The 20927-nt window shown below is 63.2% G+C and carries 17 protein-coding genes and 1 tRNA gene; 8 read left to right on the top strand and 10 right to left on the bottom strand.

From position 1 onward, the window contains the following. Nucleotide 1: 1 nt before the first annotated feature. Both EJ071_RS11560 and EJ071_RS11555 read right to left on the bottom strand, forming a co-directional pair. Nucleotides 2-1141 (bottom strand): ABC transporter permease, encoded by a 1140-nt coding sequence (locus EJ071_RS11560; RefSeq protein ID WP_126097976.1) that lies wholly within the window; start codon nucleotides 1139-1141, stop codon nucleotides 2-4. Further along, nucleotides 1138-2670: an ABC transporter ATP-binding protein gene (locus EJ071_RS11555; protein ID WP_126097975.1), complete on the bottom strand. Its 1533-nt coding sequence runs from the start codon at nucleotides 2668-2670 to the stop codon at nucleotides 1138-1140. Before EJ071_RS11555 ends, EJ071_RS11560 begins: the two co-directional genes overlap by 4 nt. Nucleotides 2671-2835: 165 nt before the next feature. On the opposite strand from EJ071_RS11555, the gene EJ071_RS11550 reads away from it, so the two are divergent. Next, a complete protein-coding gene (locus EJ071_RS11550; RefSeq protein ID WP_126097974.1) occupies nucleotides 2836-3045 on the top strand; it encodes a SlyX family protein in 210 nt (69 codons plus the stop codon). 35 nt (nucleotides 3046-3080) lie between these two features. Continuing rightward, on the top strand, nucleotides 3081-3488 hold the full coding sequence (locus EJ071_RS11545; RefSeq protein WP_126097973.1) for a hypothetical protein: 408 nt from the start codon (nucleotides 3081-3083) through the stop codon (nucleotides 3486-3488). Here the strand turns inward: EJ071_RS11545 and EJ071_RS11540 are convergent. The 4 genes from EJ071_RS11540 to EJ071_RS11525 all read right to left on the bottom strand — a co-directional run bounded on the left by EJ071_RS11540 (nucleotide 3483) and on the right by EJ071_RS11525 (nucleotide 6315). Further along, the gene (locus EJ071_RS11540; protein WP_126097972.1) at nucleotides 3483-3938 is read right to left on the bottom strand and encodes a GNAT family N-acetyltransferase; all 456 of its coding nucleotides are present in this window, start codon (nucleotides 3936-3938) and stop codon (nucleotides 3483-3485) included. The genes EJ071_RS11545 and EJ071_RS11540 overlap by 6 nt on opposite strands. A 68-nt stretch (nucleotides 3939-4006) precedes the next feature. Further along, nucleotides 4007-4996, bottom strand: coding sequence for a BMP family ABC transporter substrate-binding protein (locus EJ071_RS11535; protein ID WP_126097971.1), 990 nt, complete (start codon nucleotides 4994-4996; stop codon nucleotides 4007-4009). Nucleotides 4997-5202: 206 nt separating this feature from the next. After that, entirely contained in the window at nucleotides 5203-5523 is a 321-nt protein-coding gene (locus EJ071_RS11530; RefSeq protein WP_126097970.1) for a hypothetical protein, read from the bottom strand. A gap of 90 nt (nucleotides 5524-5613) precedes the next feature. Next, entirely contained in the window at nucleotides 5614-6315 is a 702-nt protein-coding gene (locus EJ071_RS11525) for a hypothetical protein (protein ID WP_126097969.1), read from the bottom strand. 405 nt (nucleotides 6316-6720) lie between these two features. On the opposite strand from EJ071_RS11525, the gene EJ071_RS11520 reads away from it, so the two are divergent. The 4 genes from EJ071_RS11520 (at nucleotide 6721) to EJ071_RS11505 (ending at nucleotide 13467) form a co-directional block, all read left to right on the top strand. After that, nucleotides 6721-6810 (top strand) — tRNA-Ser (locus tag EJ071_RS11520). Nucleotides 6811-7154: 344 nt separating this feature from the next. Beyond that, nucleotides 7155-8915: an adenylate/guanylate cyclase domain-containing protein gene (locus EJ071_RS11515; protein ID WP_126097968.1), complete on the top strand. Its 1761-nt coding sequence runs from the start codon at nucleotides 7155-7157 to the stop codon at nucleotides 8913-8915. A gap of 904 nt (nucleotides 8916-9819) precedes the next feature. Then, entirely contained in the window at nucleotides 9820-10914 is a 1095-nt protein-coding gene (locus tag EJ071_RS11510) for a branched-chain amino acid ABC transporter substrate-binding protein (protein WP_126097967.1), read from the top strand. An 81-nt stretch (nucleotides 10915-10995) separates the two neighbouring features. Continuing rightward, entirely contained in the window at nucleotides 10996-13467 is a 2472-nt protein-coding gene (locus tag EJ071_RS11505; protein WP_126102544.1) for an adenylate/guanylate cyclase domain-containing protein, read from the top strand. A 196-nt stretch (nucleotides 13468-13663) separates the two neighbouring features. Here the strand turns inward: EJ071_RS11505 and ftsZ are convergent, their stop codons facing one another. The 3 genes from ftsZ to EJ071_RS11490 form a co-directional block, all read right to left on the bottom strand. Continuing rightward, nucleotides 13664-14662: a cell division protein FtsZ gene (ftsZ, locus tag EJ071_RS11500; RefSeq protein ID WP_126097966.1), complete on the bottom strand. Its 999-nt coding sequence runs from the start codon at nucleotides 14660-14662 to the stop codon at nucleotides 13664-13666. 133 nt (nucleotides 14663-14795) lie between these two features. Then, nucleotides 14796-15905 (bottom strand): mandelate racemase/muconate lactonizing enzyme family protein, encoded by a 1110-nt coding sequence (locus EJ071_RS11495; protein ID WP_126097965.1) that lies wholly within the window; start codon nucleotides 15903-15905, stop codon nucleotides 14796-14798. A gap of 172 nt (nucleotides 15906-16077) precedes the next feature. Continuing rightward, a complete protein-coding gene (locus EJ071_RS11490) occupies nucleotides 16078-17118 on the bottom strand; it encodes a proline racemase family protein (RefSeq protein ID WP_126097964.1) in 1041 nt (346 codons plus the stop codon). A 95-nt stretch (nucleotides 17119-17213) separates the two neighbouring features. Here EJ071_RS11490 and EJ071_RS11485 point away from each other — a divergent pair, with 95 nt between their 5' ends. After that, nucleotides 17214-18173 carry a dihydrodipicolinate synthase family protein gene (locus tag EJ071_RS11485; protein ID WP_126097963.1) on the top strand — a complete coding sequence of 320 codons (960 nt, stop codon included), beginning with the start codon at nucleotides 17214-17216 and terminating at the stop codon, nucleotides 18171-18173. A 50-nt stretch (nucleotides 18174-18223) separates the two neighbouring features. Here EJ071_RS11485 and EJ071_RS11480 read toward each other — a convergent pair whose 3' ends face one another. Continuing rightward, on the bottom strand, nucleotides 18224-19426 hold the full coding sequence (locus EJ071_RS11480; RefSeq protein ID WP_189521449.1) for an SGNH/GDSL hydrolase family protein: 1203 nt from the start codon (nucleotides 19424-19426) through the stop codon (nucleotides 18224-18226). A 379-nt stretch (nucleotides 19427-19805) separates the two neighbouring features. On the opposite strand from EJ071_RS11480, the gene EJ071_RS11475 reads away from it, so the two are divergent. Next, the gene (locus EJ071_RS11475; RefSeq protein ID WP_189521448.1) at nucleotides 19806-20918 is read left to right on the top strand and encodes a sugar ABC transporter substrate-binding protein; all 1113 of its coding nucleotides are present in this window, start codon (nucleotides 19806-19808) and stop codon (nucleotides 20916-20918) included. Nucleotides 20919-20927 lie beyond the last annotated feature (9 nt).

The raw sequence follows: 20927 nt of genomic DNA, 5'->3' as shown, positions 1-20927 counted from the left end.
CTCAGGCCCCCGTCCCCTTGACCGCCTGCATGCCGACCGATTTCGGACTGAACGAGGCGAACAGCGCCTGGATGTAAGGCCTGAACATATGCTCCAGCGCGCCGGCGAACAGGATCACCAACCCTTGAATGATGACGATCATGTCGCGGCTGATCGCCGGCATCTCGAAGGCAAGCTCGGCGCCGCCCTGGTAGAGCATGCCGAACAGGATCGCCGCCAGCACGATGCCGACCGGATGCAGCCTGCCCATCAGCGCCACCGCAATGCCGACATAGCCGGCGCCCGAGACGAAATCGATCGCCACATTGTGCTGGTCGCCCATCACCGGATTGAGCGCCATCATGCCGGCCAGCGCGCCCGAGATCATCATCGCGGTTATGATGATGCGGGTTTCCGAAATACCGGCATAGCGCGCCGCCTTCGGGCTATGGCCATAGGTGCGCATCTCGTAGCCGAGCCTGGTGCGCCAGATCAGCAGCCAGACCAGGAACGCCATCGCCAGCGCCAGCAGGAAGCAGATGTTGAGCGGCGCCGAGCGGATCTTGGCGCCGAACAATTCGATGATCCAGTTGAGCTTCGGCAATTCCGCGCCGGCCAGGAAATTGCGTGTCTGCGGCGCCTGCGATCCTGCCGGCTTCAGCGGGCCGACCAGCAGATAGACCATCACCGAGGCGGCGATGAAGTTGAACATGATGGTGGTGATGACGATGTGCGAGCCGCGCTTGGCCTGCAGATAGGCGGGGATGAAACCCCAGAGCGCGCCGAACACCGCTGCGGCGACGATCGCCATCGGAAAGATCGCCCACCAGGGCAGCACGCTGTCGAAGCTCAGACAAACGAGCGCGATGCCGAGGCCGCCGATATAGGCCTGGCCCTCGGTGCCGATGTTGAACAGGCTGCAATGCGCCGCCACCGCCACCGACAGACCGGTGAAGATGAAGGTGGTGGCATAGAACAAGGTGAAGGCGATGCCCGTGCCCTTGCCGAAAGCGCCCTCGACCAGGATGACGGCGGCGCGGAACGGATTTTCCCCGACCAGCATGACGACGAAGCCGGCGACGATGAAGGCCACCGACAGATTGATCAGCGGGATCAGTCCGTAATCGGCCCAGGCCGGCAGCTTGGCGTAAGGCGTGCTCATTCGGCGGCCTCCTGGTGCTCGACACCGGCCATAAGGAGGCCAAGCTCGCCTTCGGTCGCCTCCGGCCCGCGTTCGCCGACGATGCGGCCGGCAAACATCACCAGGATGCGGTCGGACAGCGAACGGATCTCGTCGAGCTCGACCGACACCACCAGCACGGCCTTGCCCTGGTCGCGCATGGCGATCAGCCGCTTGTGGATGAATTCGATAGCGCCGACATCGACGCCGCGCGTCGGCTGGCCGACGATCAGCACGCCGGGATCCTGCTCCATCTCCCGCGCCAGCACGATCTTCTGCTGGTTGCCGCCGGAGAAATTGGCTGTCCTCAGCCTGCAGTCGGCCGGACGGATGTCGTATTTGCCGATCTTGTCCTTGGCGTCGTTGCGGATGGCATCGACGTTGAGGAACGGTCCCTTCAGATACCGCTCGTCGTCGTGATAGCCGAGGATCGAATTCTCGTTCTCCTCGAAGGCGAGCACCAGCCCGACATGGTGGCGGTCCTCCGGCACATGAGCAAGACCCCGGTCGCGCAACTCGCCTGGGTCGGCCTTGCCGGTCAGGTCGACCGGCTTGCCTTCGAGCATGACTTCACCCGAGACGGCGTGCCGGATACCGGAAATCGCCTCGAGCAGCTCCGACTGGCCGTTGCCGGCCACGCCGGCGATGCCGACGATCTCGCCGCCGCGCAGGTCGAAGGAGACGTCGTCGACCATGGTGACGCCGCGTGAATCCTTGACCGTCAGGTTCTTGACCGAGAGCTTCACGGCGCCGGCTTCCGACTGGCCCTTCTCGACCCGCAAGAGCACGCGCCGCCCGACCATCAGCTCGGCCAATTCGCCGACCGTGGTTTCCTTCGTCACCCTGGTGGCCACCATGGTTCCCTGGCGCATGACCGAGACCGTGTCGGTGATGGCCATGATCTCGCGCAGCTTGTGGGTGATCAGCACCACCGTTTTTCCCTGCTCCTTCAATTGCTTGAGGATGCGGAACAGATGGTCCGCCTCGGCCGGCGTGAGCACGCCCGTCGGCTCGTCGAGGATCAGGATCTCGGCGCCGCGATAGAGCGCCTTGAGGATTTCGACGCGCTGCTGCAGGCCGACCGGCAGCTCCTCTATGATGGCGTCGGGATCGACCTCGAGGCCGTATTCGCGCTCCAGCCGCTCGAGCTCGGAGCGCGCCTTGGCGATGCTTTTCTTCAACAGCGCATCGCTCTCGGCGCCGAGAATGACGTTTTCCAGCACCGTGAAATTGTCGACCAGCATGAAATGCTGGTGCACCATGCCGATGCCGAGCGCGATGGCGTCGTTGGAGGTGTTGATCGACACCGGCTTGCCGCCGACGTGGATCTCGCCGCTGTCGGCCTGGTAGAAGCCATAGAGGATCGACATCAGCGTCGACTTGCCGGCGCCATTTTCGCCGACAATGCCGTGGATGGTGCCGCGCGCGACTTCCAGGTTGATGTCGCGGTTGGCGCGCACGGCGCCAAAACTCTTGTTGATGCCTATGAGCTCGATTGCGGCTTGCGCCATGCAGCCTGTCCCACTCAGTTTTTTTATCGCTTGGTCAAAATGCCTAGCATGATGCCCCGCCCATGCCAATTGGCACGGAACGTCATTCACTCTCGACAAATCCCCGCGCGCTTGTCAATTTCGAAGGTGGCCGAGAGCTTCACATTCACAGAACCCGGGTTTTGAATGACCAGACCTGACGACCGGCTGACGACGCTGGAAATCCGCGCCGCCGAGCAGGAAAAGACGATCGAGGAGCTGTCCGGCCAGATCGCCGAGCAGTGGAAGGTGATCGAGCGCATGGAACGCAAGCTCGCCGCCCTGACCGACCGGTTCCTGGCTTTGGAGGAGCAGGCCGCTCCCGATGTGCCGGTGACCAAGCCGCCGCATTGGTGAGCGGGCATTGGGGCGAGCCATGAGGGAGAACGGTCATGGCCGGTGAAGGAGACCGCATCGCAAGGGCCGGCGACTATGTCTTCGGCCTGATGAACGAAAGGGAGCGCGCCCGCGCCGAGCGCGACCTTGAGATCGATCCCGTCTTTCGCGACACGGTGCTGCGGCTCGCCGAACGTATGCGCGCCCTGGAGCCGGCGGGAGCGTCGAATGCCGCTTCGGACCAACGTTGGCAGCTCGTCCAGCGCCGCCTCGGCGAACTGCCGCAGATGCGACTTGCCGGCTTGACCGACGGAGAGGCGAAACCGCAGCCGATCGTGATCCACCGGCTTGAGCGCAAGCCTTACGGTGTCGGCCTGCATTCCCTGGGCGGTCGGCTTGGATTTGTCATCGCGATGGCGCTCTTGGCGGCGTTTGCGCTCGGCTATCTCGCCGGCACCCTATAGAGATCGTTCCATCAGCACCATCGGTTCGTCGCCCTGCTCAAAGGTCTCGACCGCAGTCCAGCCGAGGGCCTCGTAGAAGCGTCGTGCCTGCCAAGTGTAGAGATAGAGCTTGTCCACGCCGACGGATGCCGCATGGGCCTCAACGGCCCTGAGAAGCGCCACGCCGATACCCCGAGCCCGATAATTTTCGTCCACGACAAGCCCCGCAAGCCAGGGAGTCAGATCATGCGCCGGATCGATCTCGTTGCGGACGAACAGGCAGCTGCCGATCGGCGCATCGCCGAGGCGAGCGACGAACGCCGCCTCGAAGCCGTCGCCGGCGATCAGTCCGCGAAGCCCCGCTATATCCTCTTCGAGCGTCCGGGCCGTCCCTCCGAAGAAGGCAGCCAGGCGCAGCGTTGCGATGGCCTCGACGTCAGGCTCGGCCATTGCTTCGATAGTCGGCAGCATCGCGCTCGCCCAAAATGAAACCGCCGGGACTTCGCCCGGCGGTCCAAAAACCTTGGTTCAGTTGCCGATCAATACGGGCACTTGTTGTCGGCGGTGTAGTCGTGCACCTCGACCTTGCCGGCGATGATGTCGGCCTTGGCCTTTTCGACGGCCGCCTTCATCTCGTCGGTCACCAGCGCCTTGTTGTTGTCGTCCATGGCATAGTCGACTCCGCCTTCCTTGAGGCCTAGATTCTGGACGCCGCCCTTGAAGGTGCCGTTCTTGCCGTCCATGAAGGCGTTGTAGACGGCAACGTCGACGCGCTTCATCATCGAGGTCAGCACCTTGCCGGGCTGCAGGCCGTTCTGGTTGGAATCGACGCCGATGCCGAGCTTGCCGGCATCCGCCGCGGCCTGCAGCACGCCGACACCGGTGCCGCCGGCGGCGGCGTAGACCACATCAGCGCCCTGGTCGATCTGCGTCTTGGCGATCTCGCCGCCCTTGGCCGGGTCGTTCCAGGCGGCCGGCGTGTCGCCGGTCATGTTCTGGATGACGTCGGTGGCGCCGGCCGACTTGGCGCCGCCGACATAGCCGCATTCGAACTTGCGGATCAGCGGAATGTCCATGCCGCCGACGAAGCCGACCTTTTTCGACTTCGACGCCATCGCCGCCAGGATGCCCACGAGGTAGGAGCCCTCATTTTCCTTAAATACCAGCGAGCGGACATTGGGCAGGTCGACGGCATCGTCGATGATGGCGAAGTTGAGGTCGGTATATTCGGCCGCGACCTTCTTCAGCGCATCCTCCCAGGCAAAGCCGGCCATGACGATCGGGTTGCGGCCGTCCTCGGCGAAGCGGCGCAGCGCCTGCTCGCGCTGCGAGGCGTTGGAAACCTCGAATTCGACGTAAGCGACGCCGGTTTCGGCCTTGAATTTCTCGGCGCCGTGAAAGGCGGCCTCGTTAAAGGATTTGTCGAACTTACCGCCGAGATCGTAGAGGATGGCCGGCTGGACATCCGCGGCGAAAGCCGGAAGAACCATTGCAGTTGCGGCCAGGAGGCCGAGAACGATACGTTTCATGTGATCCACACCCTGTCGGTTATTTTTTCCGTTGCACCGCATTCCCGCCCGGTTCTCCGGCAGGCACACGACGTCATGCAGGAAGTGTATGCCCCTCCCCGCTGGCGGCCAATCTGGCACGGCCCGAAACAAAATTCACGTGGAATTTTGACCTGTTGGAAAAAGCGGCCGGCCTGCCCGTTTCCGGGCGGAGCGAAACGTCCGCGTCAGTTGGTCGGGGCGAATTCGTGGCGTCGACGCCGGTAGCCGAGGGCGTAGAGCAGGAACGCCAGCACGGCGAACACCGCGAACCCAGGCTGGCCGAGCACCCAGGCGATGGCGCCGTCCCAGACCAGCGGACTGGCCTTGGCGCGCACATAGGTCTCGAAGGCGGCGCGGGTGTCGGGCGATACCGCCAGCCAACTCGTGTTGAGCGGTGTCATGACCAGTGCCGACGCCGCCACCGAGCGCGTGGTGTCGATCACCGCCATGATGACGGAAATCGACAACGCAATCATAGCCGCCAGCCGAAAGATGAAACGCAACATCCAACGCACTCCCCGGGAATGCTCCCGTCTGCCCGCAACCGACATAGAGCGAGCGCAATCGCCACGCAATCGCGACACGTGATTTTGAGGTTAGACTGTTTTTGCCGTTTTGCGCCGGTTGACCCGCCAGATGGCGAAGATTCCGCCGGCGATGGCTCCGACGATCAGGCCTGCGAGGCCGATGAAAGCGGCGAAAAACCCGCAGGCGCCCTCGAAGCAGCTCATATGGGTGGCGTCGGCGATCAGCGAACCGGCAAAGAAGCCGGCGCAGGCGCCGCTGGCGCCGCCAAGGATGATGCCGAGCAGCGCGGCAACGAGCGAGACCAGCAGTGGCGGGCGTTCGGTCTCGGGATTGGCATAGACGGTCTCGGCGCCGGCGCCATGCCGCAACAGGTAGATGCAAAGCAGGCCGATGGCGATCTCGGCGGCCGTGAAGCCCAGCGCTTCTGCGGAGAAGACGAAGTCGGGCATCAGAAGCGTGTAAGCCTGGCGCACGATGAGCCACAGGATGATCGCCACCTGCCAGATGGTATAATGGCGGGGAAACCGCGCCGACCGGTTGAAGGCGAGGCTCAGCAGATAAAGCCCCCACAAAATGGTGACAAGGCCGCCGGCCAGCCCGCCATAGATCAGGAAGAGCACGCTTTCCGGCAGGTTGAAGTCGCCGATCAGCCGCCAGCTCGAGATCAGGCCGTAGGCCGACAGGCCCATGACGACGATCAGCCACGCCACCGGGATGAAGGTAAGCCCGCTGTCCGGCCGGCCCGCGGGTTGCTGGTGGATCGATGTCATGTCAGGACGATGCCCCTCGCAAAGCCCAAAACGCGCGCAGCGGTTTTCCATCCGCAATTGCGCAAAAACGAATATTTCAGTCAGTCGACAGGTGGCAAAGGCCGAAGTCAAGCGCAGCTGAGGCTGCGGCCCGCCCTGTGCACATCATTCGAAGGTCGGCAGCGCTTTATCGAGCCCGCCTTCGAGCCATCAACGGCAAAAGCCTTTGCACCGCCTTTATGGCTTGGCATTCGCCTTAGGATCGACTAGATGAGCCCCGCGCCTGTTTTGCCTAGACGGCTAGAGGTGCTGGGAAGGGTTGCCCGCCGGTTGAAGGCACCCCAAATAGTCCGCCGAGGACTTCCCGAGGGAGGTGCATCTCCCCAACCCGCGCGGCGAAACCGGCCGGCGCGAGAGTGCAAGGACGGAGAGGTGGCCGAGTGGTTGAAGGCGCACGCCTGGAAAGTGTGTTTACGGGAAACCGTAACGCGGGTTCGAATCCCGCTCTCTCCGCCAGAATTTTTCTAATAAGTCAATTATTTCAAATAGTTAGTTAACTCACAGAAGCGCTTCAAGGTCGAAGCGTGGTTAGTCTGTGTAACAAACGGTCAGGAATCCGCATAGTCCGCCATGGCGTCGCTCAACGTCGAGGAGGTCAGCGTCCTGTTTGGGGCCGAGAGCGGACCGGCAGCTTCGGTCTGCGAATCTTCAAGAGCGGACATTCAGGTTGGCCGTGGGCATCGTCCTGACGTGACCCTAGCCGGTCATTCGGGGCCAGCGAATCTGGCGTCCCGCTGCCAGACGGGCTAGATAGAATTACGAGTTGACGAATTGCTGATCGTGACTCGATAGGAAGTTGAATGGCCGAAGGCCGTGCACATCGTCGCCTCGCCGCTATCCTCGCGGCGGACGTGGTCGGCTATTCGCGCCTCATGGAGACCGACGAAGCCGGAACGCTCGCGCGGCTGAAGACGCTGCGCCAGAACATCATTGACTCCATCGCCTCGCATTCAGGCCGGATCGTCAAGCTGATGGGCGACGGCGCCCTCGTCGAGTTCGCCAGCGCGGTCGAGGCGGTGACCAGCGCGGTCGAAATCCAGAACAAGATGCGCGAGCACAACGCCGACGCTGGAGACAACGCGATCTGGTTCCGCATCGGTATCAACGTCGGCGACATCATCGTCGAGGGTGACGACATCTATGGCGACGGCGTCAACATCGCCGCCCGGCTGGAAGCGTTGGCCGAGCCCGGCGGTGTGTTCATCTCCCGCACCGCCGCGGACCAGGTGCGCGATAAGGTGCCAATCAATATCGAGGACCGCGGCGACTTCGCGGTCAAGAACATTGCGCGCCCCATCCAGGTGTTCTGTGTCGTGGTCGACGACCGGGTCGCCAAGGCTGCCCAACGGGGCGAAGCGGCACCTTCCAAGCGGCCCAGAACTCCGTCAATCGCGGTTCTTCCGTTCGTCAACATCAGCGGCGATGCTGAGCAGGAGTACTTTGCCGACGGCATCAGCGAAGACATCATCACCGATCTGTCGAAGGTCGCCGGGCTGCTCGTCATCGCCCGCAATTCGAGCTTCACTTACAAGGGCAAGAGCATCGATATCCGCACCGTGGGGCGCGAGCTCGGCGTGACCTCGGTGCTGGAGGGCTCGATCCGGCGGGCCGGCAACCGGGTGCGGATCACCGCGCAGCTCATCGACGCCACGGCCGGGACACACCTTTGGGCGGACCGCTACGACCGTGACCTCACCGACATCTTCGTGGTTCAGGACGAGGTAACGCGCCAGATCGTCGAAGCGCTGAAAGTCACGCTTACGCCAGCGGAGTCGGCGCGTATCGCCCGTTCGCCAACGAGAAACATCGAGGCGCACGATCTCTTCCTGCGCGGGCGGGAGGCGTTGTTCGGTCCTGAAAAGACAAAGGAGTCTTTCGAGCGCGAAGTCGCGCTGTTCACCCAGGCGATCGAGCTCGACCCCGACTATGCCGAACCATATGTTGGTCTGGCCCAGGCCTACAACCACGACTTCCAGAACCACTGGAGCGGGCGCACCGACAGCCAACAACTATCGGGCCACTACAGCAGGCTGGCGCTCGAGAAGGACCCCACCCTGCCCTATGCGCACTCTGTAGCCGCGATCGTGAAGTTCTGGGAAAAGGATCTGGCCGGACATCGCGAGGAAGTGGAGAAGGCGCTGGCGCTCAACCCCAACTTCGCGTTGGCCCTCCGCATGCGCGGGGTGGGCAACATCTACAACGGCGCGCCGCTGGAGGCGATTCCGGATCTGGAGCACGCGCTGCGCCTCGATCCGCTGGTGGGACACTTGACCTGGCAGTTCATCGGCTCCGCCTATCTCATCGCCGGCCAGTACCAGAAGGCTGTCGAGGCCTTCCGTGAGCGGATCCGCCTCTCGCCCAAGACCGACCTGTCGCGCGGGTTTCTCATTGCCGCCCTTGGTCACCTCGGCGAAGTCGACGAGGCGCGGCGTGTTTGGGCGGAACTGAAAGAGATAAATCCGAACTATCGCATCTCGGAGCATGTCGGGCGGCTGCCATTCCGGGATCCCGCCGATGCCGAACGTATCCGGGTCGGCTTCGCCATGGCGGTACCCGAATAAGCGGTTGCGCGGCCCTCTTTTGCGGGCGCGACCGCGACCTCCAGCGTGGTCGCCGGCAATGCCTGGTTTCGGTCAACGGCAACGCTGACCTTTTCGGCCGATAAGCGGCGCAAAGCGGTCATACGTGACTCACCTATTGCTTTGAACCTGCGCCACGACGAAACCAGCTGAGAATGTGCGTAACTCGGTCGGCGTCTGTGATGCAGGCGGATTGGGCGGTGAATTTTAAAGCTGCCGGAGTAATTCGAAATCATGTCAATGGCTGTGCAACAAACTGTGTAACAAACAGCAAGAAAAACTCAATCTTTTCAGCGCCATAAGCGTTGAATCGAAAGATGCTATCTTCGCCAGCAAACTTCCTAATAATGTAATGTTTTCAAATTATTATCAGAATCGATGAGCACCTCAAGGCTGAAGCATTCTTGATCTGTGTAACAAGCTGCCACTTAGTCCGCTAAACGTCCTAGAGCCTTTTTCACCACCAAATCATGGGTGGTTTTGCAATTCCGACACCTAGCAGCTTCCTTCAGCATGGCACGATGTTCCTAAGAGCCTAACGTGGGGAAAGTGCTTTCCCGAAGGACAATCAGCCAAAGTCGGTTTTTTGGGCGACAGTACGAACGGTATCTGCGACCGACAGGCGTCAATTCTTAACGTCGGACCAGTCAACGTCGAGTTTGGGCCGATTGCGGACAGGCCGCTTTGGGCCGGGATACAAGAGAGCAGATATTCAGGTCGTCGACCTGACCCGATCACGATGTTCACTCCGGCCAGTGGAATGTATGGATTTGGCGCGCGATTCCGACCTCGGCGAACGAAGTCATGACACGCACTCGCGCTTGCCGAAGGGGCTGTCGGGTCTGACGGGATTGGCGTAAACTACCCGTCCATATGGGGTGCACACATGCACCGTATCATCGCCATAGCAATCGTAATTCTCGCGGCCGTGTTCAGTTCCGCGAGGGCCGAGGTGCTGATCGGGGTCTCGGCTGCGATGACGGGACGGCTTGCCTGGCTCGGCGAGCAGGGACAGCGCGGCGCGGAGATGGCGGTGGCCGACGTCAACGCGGCGGGCGGCGTGCTCGGCCAGAAGGTGAGGCTCATCTCGGTCGACGATTTCTGCGATCCCGAGCAAGCGGTCGCGGCCGCCCAGAAGCTGGTGGCTGACGGGGTGGTGCTCGTCGTCGGGCATTATTGCTCCGGGGCCTCGATCCCCGCATCGAAAGTTTACGAGGAAGCGGGCGTCGTCCAAATATCCCCAGGCTCGACCAATCCGCAGCTGACCGAACAGGGTCGTCGCAATGTCTTCCGCACCATCGGCCGCGACGACGCGCAAGGGTTCATCGCCGGCAACTACCTTGCCGATCGCTGGGGCGACAAGAAGATTGCAATCCTTCACGACAATTCGACCTATGGGAAGGGTCTCGCCGACGAGACCAGGAAGCAGCTGAACAAACGGGGCGTGACTGAAGCTGTTTACGACTCATACGCGCCCGGGAAGGACGACTATTCAGTCGAGGTCGCTGCGTTGCAGACCGCCGGCGTCTCAGTCTTGTATGTGGGTGGGTATCATGCCGATGTTGCGCTGATCGCTCGCGCCGCACACGACCGTGGCTACACGGTTCAGCTCATATCCGGAGATTCCTTGGCTACCGAGGAATTCGCCCTGATCGCAGGCTCAGCGGCGGAAGGCACCCTGTTCACCTTCCCGGCGGACCCGCGGCGAAATGCCGGCGCGGCCGCGATCGTGGAGCAGTTCCGTGCGGAGAACTTCGAGCCCGCGGGCTACACGCTGTTGAGCTACTGCGCCGTCCAGGTTTGGGCTCAGGCGGTCGCGAAGGCAGGTTCGCTGGAGCCGAAGGCGGTCATCGCGGCACTGCACGAACAGCAATTCGACACCGTCATTGGCCGGGTCGATTTCGACGACAAGGGCGACCTCACGAGGCAGAGCTGGGTTTGGTACGTCTGGCGGGGCGGGGAGTACGTGCCGGTTGAATAGGGTTCGCCGAGCGCCGGCGTGCCGCCTGAGACGTCTAGTCTGATGCAGACCAGTGTGGCTGGATTGTTCCGACTCACCGCGATGCTTGAACGCCTCGGCATACGCGGCCGGCTGCTGTTCGCGTTTTTCGGGATCAGCGCACTTGCGGTGCTGGCAACCGCTGCGGCACTTTATGCCTTCCTCCAAGTCGGCGACGTCGTCGACCGAATTACCACGGATCGGGTGCCGTCGGCACTGGCCTCCCTCCAATTGTCGCGCCAGGCCGAACGGGTCGCTGCTGCCGCGCCTTCGGTGCTGGCGGCGACAAGCAGGGCTCAGCACAGCGAGGTCTCGGCTGCCGTCGCGCTCGAGATGTCCCGCCTCGAGGCGCTGCGCACGGACCTCAGGGACGCCACGCTGGACACAGTGCCTTTGGCCGAGATTGAGGAAGCCGCGATTGTTCTGAGGCGCAACCTGAAGGAGCTCGACTCTCTGGTTATCGCCCGGCTCGATGTGGTCGCCCACAAGGAGGAGCTCCTGAACCGCCTCGCCGCGACGACGACCGGAAGCCACCGCCTTCTGGCCACCGGCATCCTGGTGATGGATTCCCGGCTCCCGCAATGGCGGGCGGTCGCGGCCGATACGTCGCTGTCGCCCGATCGACGCGCAGCGGCAATGGCCGACATGGTCCAGGCGACTGCGGCTTACATCCCACAGCAGAACGCGCTGCTGGAGATCTCGGCGGTCAACGACGCGCTGGTCAAGGCCGCGACCGCGCCAACGCGAGGCGACCTGGCGTTGATCCTGTTTCCGCTGCGCCGCTCGCTTGCCGCCCTGGAAACGGCTTCCTCGGAGATCGACCAAAAGCTGCAGGCCCGTTTCCGGCAGCGGGTGGACGAGTTCAAGGCACTAGCTGACGGTGAGAACAGCATCCCGAAGGCTCGGGAGGAGGAGCTTGCGGTCCTCGCGCAGGGCGAAAAGCTTCTGGCCGAAAACAATCGGCTGTCGCGCAGTCTCACCGCTGCCGTCGACCGTCTTGTCGCAGCAGCGGACCGCGAGATCGCTGCCTCCGGTCGCGAAGCCGCGCTCGTCCAGCGCTACGGCACCGGAGTTGTCCTCGGCTCCGCCTTTCTCAGCCTGTTGAGCTCGGTTCTGGTCGTCTGGCTCTATGTCGACCGCAGTCTTCTCGCCCGTCTGGGAGCGGTGAGCCAGGGCATGCTCGCGATCGCGGGCGGCGATCTTCGTGCGCCGCTGCCGGCCGCGGGCAGCGACGAAATCGGGCGCATGGCCGAGGCGCTGAGCCTCTTCCGGGATACCGCTGTCGAGGTCGAGGAAAAGAACCTGCGCGACGTTGCAGAAGCACGTCAGCGGCTAGTCGATGCCATCGAAAGCATTTCCGAAGGGTTCGCTCTCTACGATAGAGAGGATCGGCTTGTTCTTAGCAACAGCCGCTACCGCGAATTGCTATACGCCGGTCTGGAGGCCGAGCTAACCCCTGGCACGGCATTCGAGGAGATCATTCGCCGATCCGCCGAGCGCGGCTACATCAGGGATGCCGAGGGGCGGATCGATGAGTGGGTTGCCGAGCGCCTGTGGCGGCACCGCAACCCTGGCGAACCATGGGTGCAGCGGCGGGGCGACGGACGATGGATCATGATAAGCGAGCGGCGGATCAGCGCCGGCGGCACAGTCGCCGTCTATTCGGACATCACCGAGCTGAAGCAAAGGGAGGAGAACCTCGCCGAGAAGTCCACGGCTCTAGAGGCGCTCTCCAGCAAGCTGGCCAAATATCTGGCGCCGCAAGTGTACAGCTCGATATTCACCGGCCGCCAAGACGTTAGAATCGCCAGTCAGCGCAAGAAGCTGACAATATGCTTCTCCGACATCGCCGGCTTTACCGAAACGACCGACAAGATGGAGTCCGAGGATCTCACCCAGCTCCTCAATCACTACCTGACGGAAATGTCGAAAATCGCGTCGGATCATGGTGCCACGATCGACAAGTACGTCGGCGACGCGATCCTGATGTTTTTCGGCGACCCTGAGACGCGCGGCGTCAAGGAGGACGCGCTGGCTTGCGTACAGATGGCGCTTGCCATGCAAAATCGGATCAGCGAGCTTACCGAAGTCTGGCGGGACATGGGGATCGAAACACCGCTGCGCTGCCGCATCGGCATTCATACCGACTACTGCACCGTCGGTAACTTCGGCAGCGAGGACCGGATGGACTACACGATAATCGGGGGCGCGGTGAATCTCGCCTCGCGCCTGGAACAGGAGGCGGCTCCAGGGGCCATCCTCATTTCCTACGAGACGTTTGCGCAGGTGAAGGACACGATCGATTGTGAGGAGATGGGGCACGTCCAGGTCAAGGGGATCGCCTATCCCGTCGCCACCTACCGCGTCATCGATCTGAAGGCCAATCTCGTGGGCACTTGTCGCGCTGTTCGAACCGAGCTGCCGCACTTCAGGCTGGAACTTGAACCGGAGCTGATGTCCGCCGACGAGCGTGGCGGTGCCGCCACTGCGCTTCGAGATGCGCTGGATCGGCTTTCCCACAAGCCCGGGCAGTAGGGCTTGGTTCACAACGGCCCTCCCCAAAGGACGCAAGGAGTAGGATGTGGGAAGGCTTGTTGGTGCTATCGATGCAAAGGCCGCAGAACGATCGCGGTTAGTCTTGAACTCGGGCGAGGGTCCGGGTGCCTGACCTGCTCAATGGAAGCAGCTCTTAGCAAGGCGCTCTAGCTACGACACCCACTCGGAAGGTCGATCAGGCGGTCATCTGGTTGAGTTGGATCATGTTTGCGCCTTGCCGCAGACCGGTGGCGACGACCGACACCCGGAACTTCCCAGCCAACGCTTGGTCGAAGATGGCGCCGACGATAATGTTGGCGTCGGCATCGACCTCCTCGCGTATCCGTGTCGCGGCCTCATCGACTTCGAACAATGTCATGTCCATGCCGCCGCTGATCGATACGAGCACGCCCCTGGCGCCCGCCATGGAGGCCTCATCCAGCAGCGGATTGGCGATCGCGGCCTCGGCAGCCGTCTTTGCACGGCCCTCTCCGAAGGCCTCACCGGTTCCCATCATCGCTCGCCCCATGTCCCGCATCACCGCCTTGACGTCAGCGAAGTCGAGATTGATCAGGCCTTCCTTCACGATGAGGTCGGTGATGCAGCCGACGCCCGCGTAGAGAACACGGTCCGCCATCGCAAACGCGTCGGCAAACGTTGTCCTGGCGTCGGCGACCCTGAACAGGTTCTGGTTCGGGATGACGATCACGGTATCGGCGCTCTCGCGAAGGCGTTCTATGCCTTCCTCGGCGGCCTGGGTCCGGCGCTTGCCTTCGAACACGAAGGGCTTGGTGACGACGGCCACGGTCAAAATGCCGGCATCGCGTGCGGCACGCGCAATAACGGGTGCGGCGCCCGTCCCGGTCCCGCCTCCCATGCCCGCGGTGACGAAACACATATGCGTTCCCGCCAGATGATCCATGATCTCATCGATGGACTCTTCCGCGGCAGCGCGGCCGACGTCGGGCAATGATCCGGCACCAAGGCCTTCGGTGACATGGGCACCCAATTGGATCAGTCGCGAAGACTTCGACATGGCGAGCGCCTGCGCGTCGGTATTGGCCACGACGAACTCCGCGCCTTGCAAGCCCTCGATGATCATGTTGTTGATGGCGTTTCCGCCGCCGCCGCCAACGCCGACCACAGTGATTTTAGGCCTCATCTCGAGGATTTCGGGCTTGTCGGTCATTGCGATCTCTCCACGGAAGCACCCGCCGCGCGAGCACGCGAATCAGGCGACCCCCACCAAGCCTACGGAATCAGACGGGATACCTCCCTGCAAGGGCTGCGCGAGCGTTGACCGCAGTCGATGTTCGCCGGCGCGTTTATCAGTCCCCGTATGTGGCCACCGGCTTGCCGAACATGCCGGGTTCCGGTTTCACGCCGAGGCCCGGCCGCTGCGGCACGGCGATGTGGCCCTTTTCGATGACGACCGGGTTCTTCCGGTCGAAATGCCCGTCGATATATTCCTGAGCGATCCAGGCGCCCTCCATGCGGCGCGGCTCGACCGTGGCAGCCAGATGGACACACGCCGCCGCGATGATGTCGCCGCCCCAGGCGTCGTCGCAGCTGTGCGGCAAGGAGCGGATCGCGCAAAGATCGCGCACCGTCGTCATCTTGGTGAGACCGCCGAGGCGCGTGACCTTGAAGCCGAAGCCGTCGGCAATCCCCAGCGAAATAGCCCTCAGCACCGCGTTCTGGTCCTCGGTATTCTCGTCCAGATACACCGGATGCGTCACCCTGCCCTTCAGCGTGGCGACTTCATCCATGGTGTTGCAGGGCTGCTCGAAGACGAAGGGGATTGCCTGGCAAAGCCGGTCGAGATGGATGGCGGAGGCGACCGTCAAGCCCCGGTTCCCGTCCACCGCGATGCGCGCCTTATAGCCTACCGCCTCCCAGACCTTGTGAACGGTCGCCACGTCCTCTTCGAGATCGCGGCCGCCGATTTTCACCTGAAGGCGTGGATAGCCCGCCTTGACCTTGTCGGCCGCGATGCGGGCGGTTTCCTCCGGCGAACCGACGATCAGCGAGTAATAGGCAGGCACACGGTCGGTCAAAGCCCCGCCCAACAACGTCGAGACCGGCACGCCCAGTCTCTGGCCGAGAAGGTCGAGAAACGCCATGTCGAATGCGGCTTTGGCGTAGCCATGTCCGTTCAGACGCTCGTCCATGCGTTTTGCCAAGAGCCTGATCGAAGCGATCTCGGACCCGATAAGCCCGGGCGCGATCTCGGCGATTGCGGCGCGAGCGCCCAATGCGTGATGAGGCTGGTAGACAGGCCCGATCGGACAGGTCTCGCCCCAGCCGGTCAGCCCGTCATCGGTGACGATCTCGATAAGCGTGCTGTCCAGCGATTCGACATTGTCGCTCGCCATGCGATAGGCGCCGCCCTTCACCGGCAGCGCAGTCGTATAGATGTTGATCCTTTCAATGCGCATGACGTCGCTCAATATTCCTCGTTCGATGCATCGACCGCAGGGATTTCACGCGATCGCCGGCCGATATAAGTGCGCAGCTCCTCGTCTTACGCAATACTCAGCCTGGGCTCTTCATACTCTGCCAGAAGCCGGGCGGGCATGCTCCGGCGCCCGCTGCCTGAGGCCGATCGCGCTATTGCTTCACCGAAGTCGACGTGCCCCACGTGTCCGACAGCACATAGCCTTGCGGATAAGGATCCGTCGGATCGAGATAGTAGTTGTGCTCGCCCGTGATCCAGGCGCGGCCGGTGATCTGCGGGACGATCGCCTTGCGGCCGGCGACTTCGGCCAGTTCGAGAATTCTGCCGGTGAAGCGGGAGCCGATGATCGATTCATGGATCAGAACGTCGCCGACGCCCATCAGGCCCCGGGCCTGCAGCACGGCCATCCGCGCCGATGTGCCGGTTCCCGTCGGGCTGCGGTCGGAGCGTCCGGGCGAGACGATACAGGTGTTGCGCGTGACGTTGCCCGGACCCTGGAACGGCATGGCGAACTGCACGATCGACACGCCGCGCACGTGCTCGAATTCCGGATGCACGACATCGAGCTGCTCGCGCGCTGCGTGACGGACCTTCTCGCCGGTCACCGCCAATTCCCGGGCCTCGTCGGGTGTGACCGAGAAGCCGAGCGCGGCCGCATCGACGATCGCGTAGAACATGCCGCCATAGGCGATGTCGACCTTCAGCGTTCCCAGCCCTTCCACCTCGATATTGGCATCGAGGCGTTCGGCAAAGGCGGGCGCGTTGCGGAAAGTTATCGACAGGCATTTGCCGTCGCGGCATTCGGCGCGCACCTCGATGACGCCGCCGGGCATGTCCAGCTTGAAGCGCGTCTCGGGCTCGTTCATCGGCACCATGCCGGTCTCGAGCAGCACTGTGGCGACGCAGATCGTGTTGGAGCCGGACATCGGCGGGTATTCCGTCGGTTCCATGATGATGGCGCCGGCGACACAATCCTCGCGCGTCGAGGGAACCAGGAGATTGACGTGCCGGGCAACGCTGCCGCGCGGCTCGCAGATCAGCATGCGCCTGATATGGTCGTGATCGCGTTCCATCGTGATCATCTTTTCCATCATCGTGCGGCCCGCCGGCGGCAGCACACCGCCCACGATGACATCGCCGACCTCGCCCTCGGCATGGCAACCGACGACGCGAATGCTGGATCTGGTACGCATTGTTTCTCCCTGTCGTCCAAGACTATCCGCTTGGCAAGCGGTATCACTCCGGGACAAACTGGCCAATCTGCCTGCCGGCCTCAAGGAGAATCCGAATGACCGCCAACGTCTTTTCCGGCTGCATGCCGGCGCTGATGACGCCTTGCACCAATGATCGCCTTCCCGACTTCGACGCGCTGGTGCGCAAGGGACGCGAGCTGATCGCCGCCGGAATGTCGGCGGTCGTCTATTGCGGCTCCATGGGCGACTGGCCCCTGCTCTCCGACGAACAGCGCATGGAAGGCGTCGAGCGGCTGGCGAAAGCCGGCGTGCCGGTGATCGTCGGCACCGGCGCGGTCAACACCGCCAGCGCCGTGGCGCACGCCGCCCATGCCCAGAAGGTCGGCGCACGCGGCCTGATGGTGATCCCGCGCGTCTTGTCGCGCGGACCCTCGGTGACGGCGCAGCGCCACCACTTCAAGGCAATCCTTGCCGCCGCGCCCGATCTGCCGGCGGTCATCTACAACAGCCCCTATTACGGCTTTGCCACGCGCGCCGATCTCTTCTTCGCGCTTCGCGCCGAACATCCGAACCTGGTCGGCTTCAAGGAGTTCGGCGGTCCGGCGGATTTGCGCTATGCGGCGGAAAACATCACCAGCCGCGACGATGACGTTGCGCTGATGATCGGCGTCGACACCGCCGTCTTCCACGGTTTCGTCAATTGCGGCGCCTCCGGCGCCATCACCGGCATCGGCAATGTGCTGCCCAAGGAAGTGCTGCATCTGGTGGGTCTGAGCCAGGCGGCGGCGAAGGGCGACGCCGAAGCGCGCCGGCTGGCGCTGGAGCTGGACGCCGCGCTTGCTGTGCTTTCCTCTTTCGACGAGGGCCCGGACCTGGTGCTCTATTTCAAGCACATGATGGTGCTCAAGGGTAACGCGGAATACAAGCTGCACTTCAACGAGACGGATGCGCTGAGCGACAGCCAGCGCGGCTATGCGGAGCAGCAGCTCAAGCTGTTCGACGCCTGGTACGCCCAGTGGTCGAAGCAGCCCGCAATGGCGAGATACGCGGCCTGATCGGCGCGGATGGCGGCGGGAGCTATCTGAACAATACGCTCCTTCCGCCATCAATTCGGAGCCGACCAGTCCTGCTGGTCAACGAGCAAGCCCTCGAAGGCGCTCTCGAACACCTTGGCCATCTCGGCGTAGCCATCGTCGGACGGATGCAGGCCGTCGCCGCAATCGAGGGCGCGGAGCAGCCTGGACGGGTTGGCGGGATCGGCGAGCGCGCGCTCGAAGTCGACGACGGCGTCGGCTTCGCCCGATGTCCTGATCCAGGCGTTCACAGCCTGCCGGTCGCGCTCCTTGGACGCCGAGTAGAAGGTCTTTAGCGGCAGGCCCTCGAACGCGCCGCCGAAGGGCGGCAGCGTGCCGAGCAGCACTTTGATGCCGTTGAGGCGGGCGCGCGCGATCAACTGCCGGTAAGCCGAAATGAGACTTTCGACGGCGACAGCCTCTTGGCCTCCGGCAAGCATGGTTTCCGGCCATCCGATGTCGTTGATGCCTTCCAGCACCGAGATCCATTTGACGTTCGGGAAGCTCAGCACGTCGCGGTCGAAGCGGGCGAGCGCGTTGGCGCCGCGAGCGCGGCTGGCGAGCACGCGGTTGCCGCCGATCCCCTGGTTGAGGACACCGATGCCCGACAGCCGGCCGCTTTTCGCAAGCCGTTCCGCCAGCCGGTCCGGCCAGCGCGCATTGCCGTCGATGGTCGAGCCGAAACCGTCGGTGATGGAATCGCCGAGACAAACCAGCGAGCCGCCGCCCGGCCCGCTCTCGACCAGCACGGCGCTGAGGAAATAGCGGCTGGTCGAGGTCTGCTGCACCGGCAGATCGGGCGCATCGGCAAAATCCCCGAACTCGGAAATATAGGCGGTCTGCTGCGCCTCGTAGTGGTAGGTCTCGATCGGCGCGAAGTCGGGGAAATAGAGGCTGATCGCGATCTCTCCGAGATTGCGAACCTTGAGCTCGATCGGGTCGCTAAGAAGCGGTGCGCCGGGCGCGAGATCGGTCTGCCTCTCGCCGCCGAACGTCACTTGCCGAATGGTCGCGGCGTCGACCGCGCCATCTTTCGCGGCAAGGACGACGGTGGCGGCGCCGATCCGGATCGGCGAGGCGCCATATTCGTTGGACAGCCTCAATCGCAACCTGTCGCCGCCTGTGCTGACGCGCAGCACCTGGCGCACCGTCTGCCGGTGGAAGCCGTAGAGCACCGCGTCGCCCGGCCAGACATTCATCGGGCTCGCGCTCCAGGTTCCGATCCAATGTTCCATTCTCTCCATCCCTTCGATTTTCGGCGCGCAGCCCCTCGCGAACACAGATAGCCGCAGCGCGCGACGCGGGCTACCGGTTGCGCTTTCCGCGACACATACATTTTTGACTCGCCCGACCGCGAACCCGGCAGGCCAGCCCTTTGCCTTCGCGGGTACCGGGCCGCGACGGCATCGGCTTTTCCCGAGCGGGATCAAAAAAGTACTAACACCCGCCCCGGAACGTGGTGGCTGGCCGGACAGCGCGCGCCTAGCCTGAAATCGACATCGGATCGCCGGAGGAGGAGACGTCCGGGAGATGTCCGGGGCTGCGTGCCCTGCCGGGTGGCTTCGTGGAAAAGCCGCGCCGGCCAAGGATTCCAACCATTTCAGGGAGCGAGACATGGGTTGCGAGACCAAGAGCTTTACGATGAACCGCCGCACGCTTTTGCAAAGCGCGGCAGCCGCTACCGGCGGCCTGTTGCTGGCAGGCGGCAAGCGCGCCGTGGCGCAGGGCGCGGCATCCAAGGTGGTGGCCTGGGAGACCGGCTATCTCGGCTTCTTCTTCTTCGTCGTGCTGCAGGAGGCGCTGAAGCGCAAGGTCGAAAGCCTCGGCCTGGAGTTCGTCGGCAAGGACGCCAACGGCGATGCCAACGCGCAGGTCAACGACTGGAACAGCCTGCTCCTGCAGAAGCCGCGCTACCTCATTTCCGACGCGCTGGACTCGGAACTGCTCATACCGCTGAGCAAGAAGGCGAAGTCGCTCGGCGTGCCGCTCGGCATGGTCGACACCGTGCTCACCGGCGGCGAGGTGGCCGCATCGGTGACGTTCGACAACAAGCAGTCCGGCGTCATGGCGGCGGAAAAGACCGCCGAGTTGCTCACCAAGAAGCACGGCTCGCCGAAGGGCAGCGTGCTCAACAATTACGGCTCGCTGACCGCGGTGGCGCTGCGCGACCGCAAGGACGGCTTCGAGGACACGCTGAAGAGCAAGTATCCCGAGATCGAGATCATCTCGCGGCCGCAGAACAACCAGCATGAACAGGCGCTCGCCGTGGTCTCGGCGACGTTGCGCGAACGGCCGGACCTCGACGCCATCCACATGCCGACCGACATCTTCGTGGTCGATGCGCGCAAGGCGCTGGAAACGCAGAAGCGGCTGTTCCCGGTCGGCCACGAGAAGCACATCATCCTCACCAGCATCGATGCCTCGCCGAACGCGCTGGAATGGGTGAAGGCCGGCGAGATCGACGCCGATATCGCACAGGATCCGATCGCCTATGTCGAGATCGCCGTCGATCTGCTGGAAGAATACACGCTGAAGGGCAAGCCGGTTCCGATCGGACCTTACGAGAACAAAAAATATTTCTGGGAGAAGGGCACGATCGCCGACAGCCCCTCCGGTCCGCTGCTGACCATCCCGCCCTACTTCCTCACCAAGGAAAATGCCGACGACCCGCGTCACTGGGCCAATGTCGTGACCCAGGTGTGGAAGATGCAGCAGAACGCCGGCTGAGATCTTGAA

Source organism: Mesorhizobium sp. M1B.F.Ca.ET.045.04.1.1 (genome assembly GCF_003952465.1).
GTDB lineage: Bacteria > Pseudomonadota > Alphaproteobacteria > Rhizobiales > Rhizobiaceae > Mesorhizobium > Mesorhizobium shonense.
This window is presented reverse-complemented; position numbering and strand designations above follow the sequence as displayed.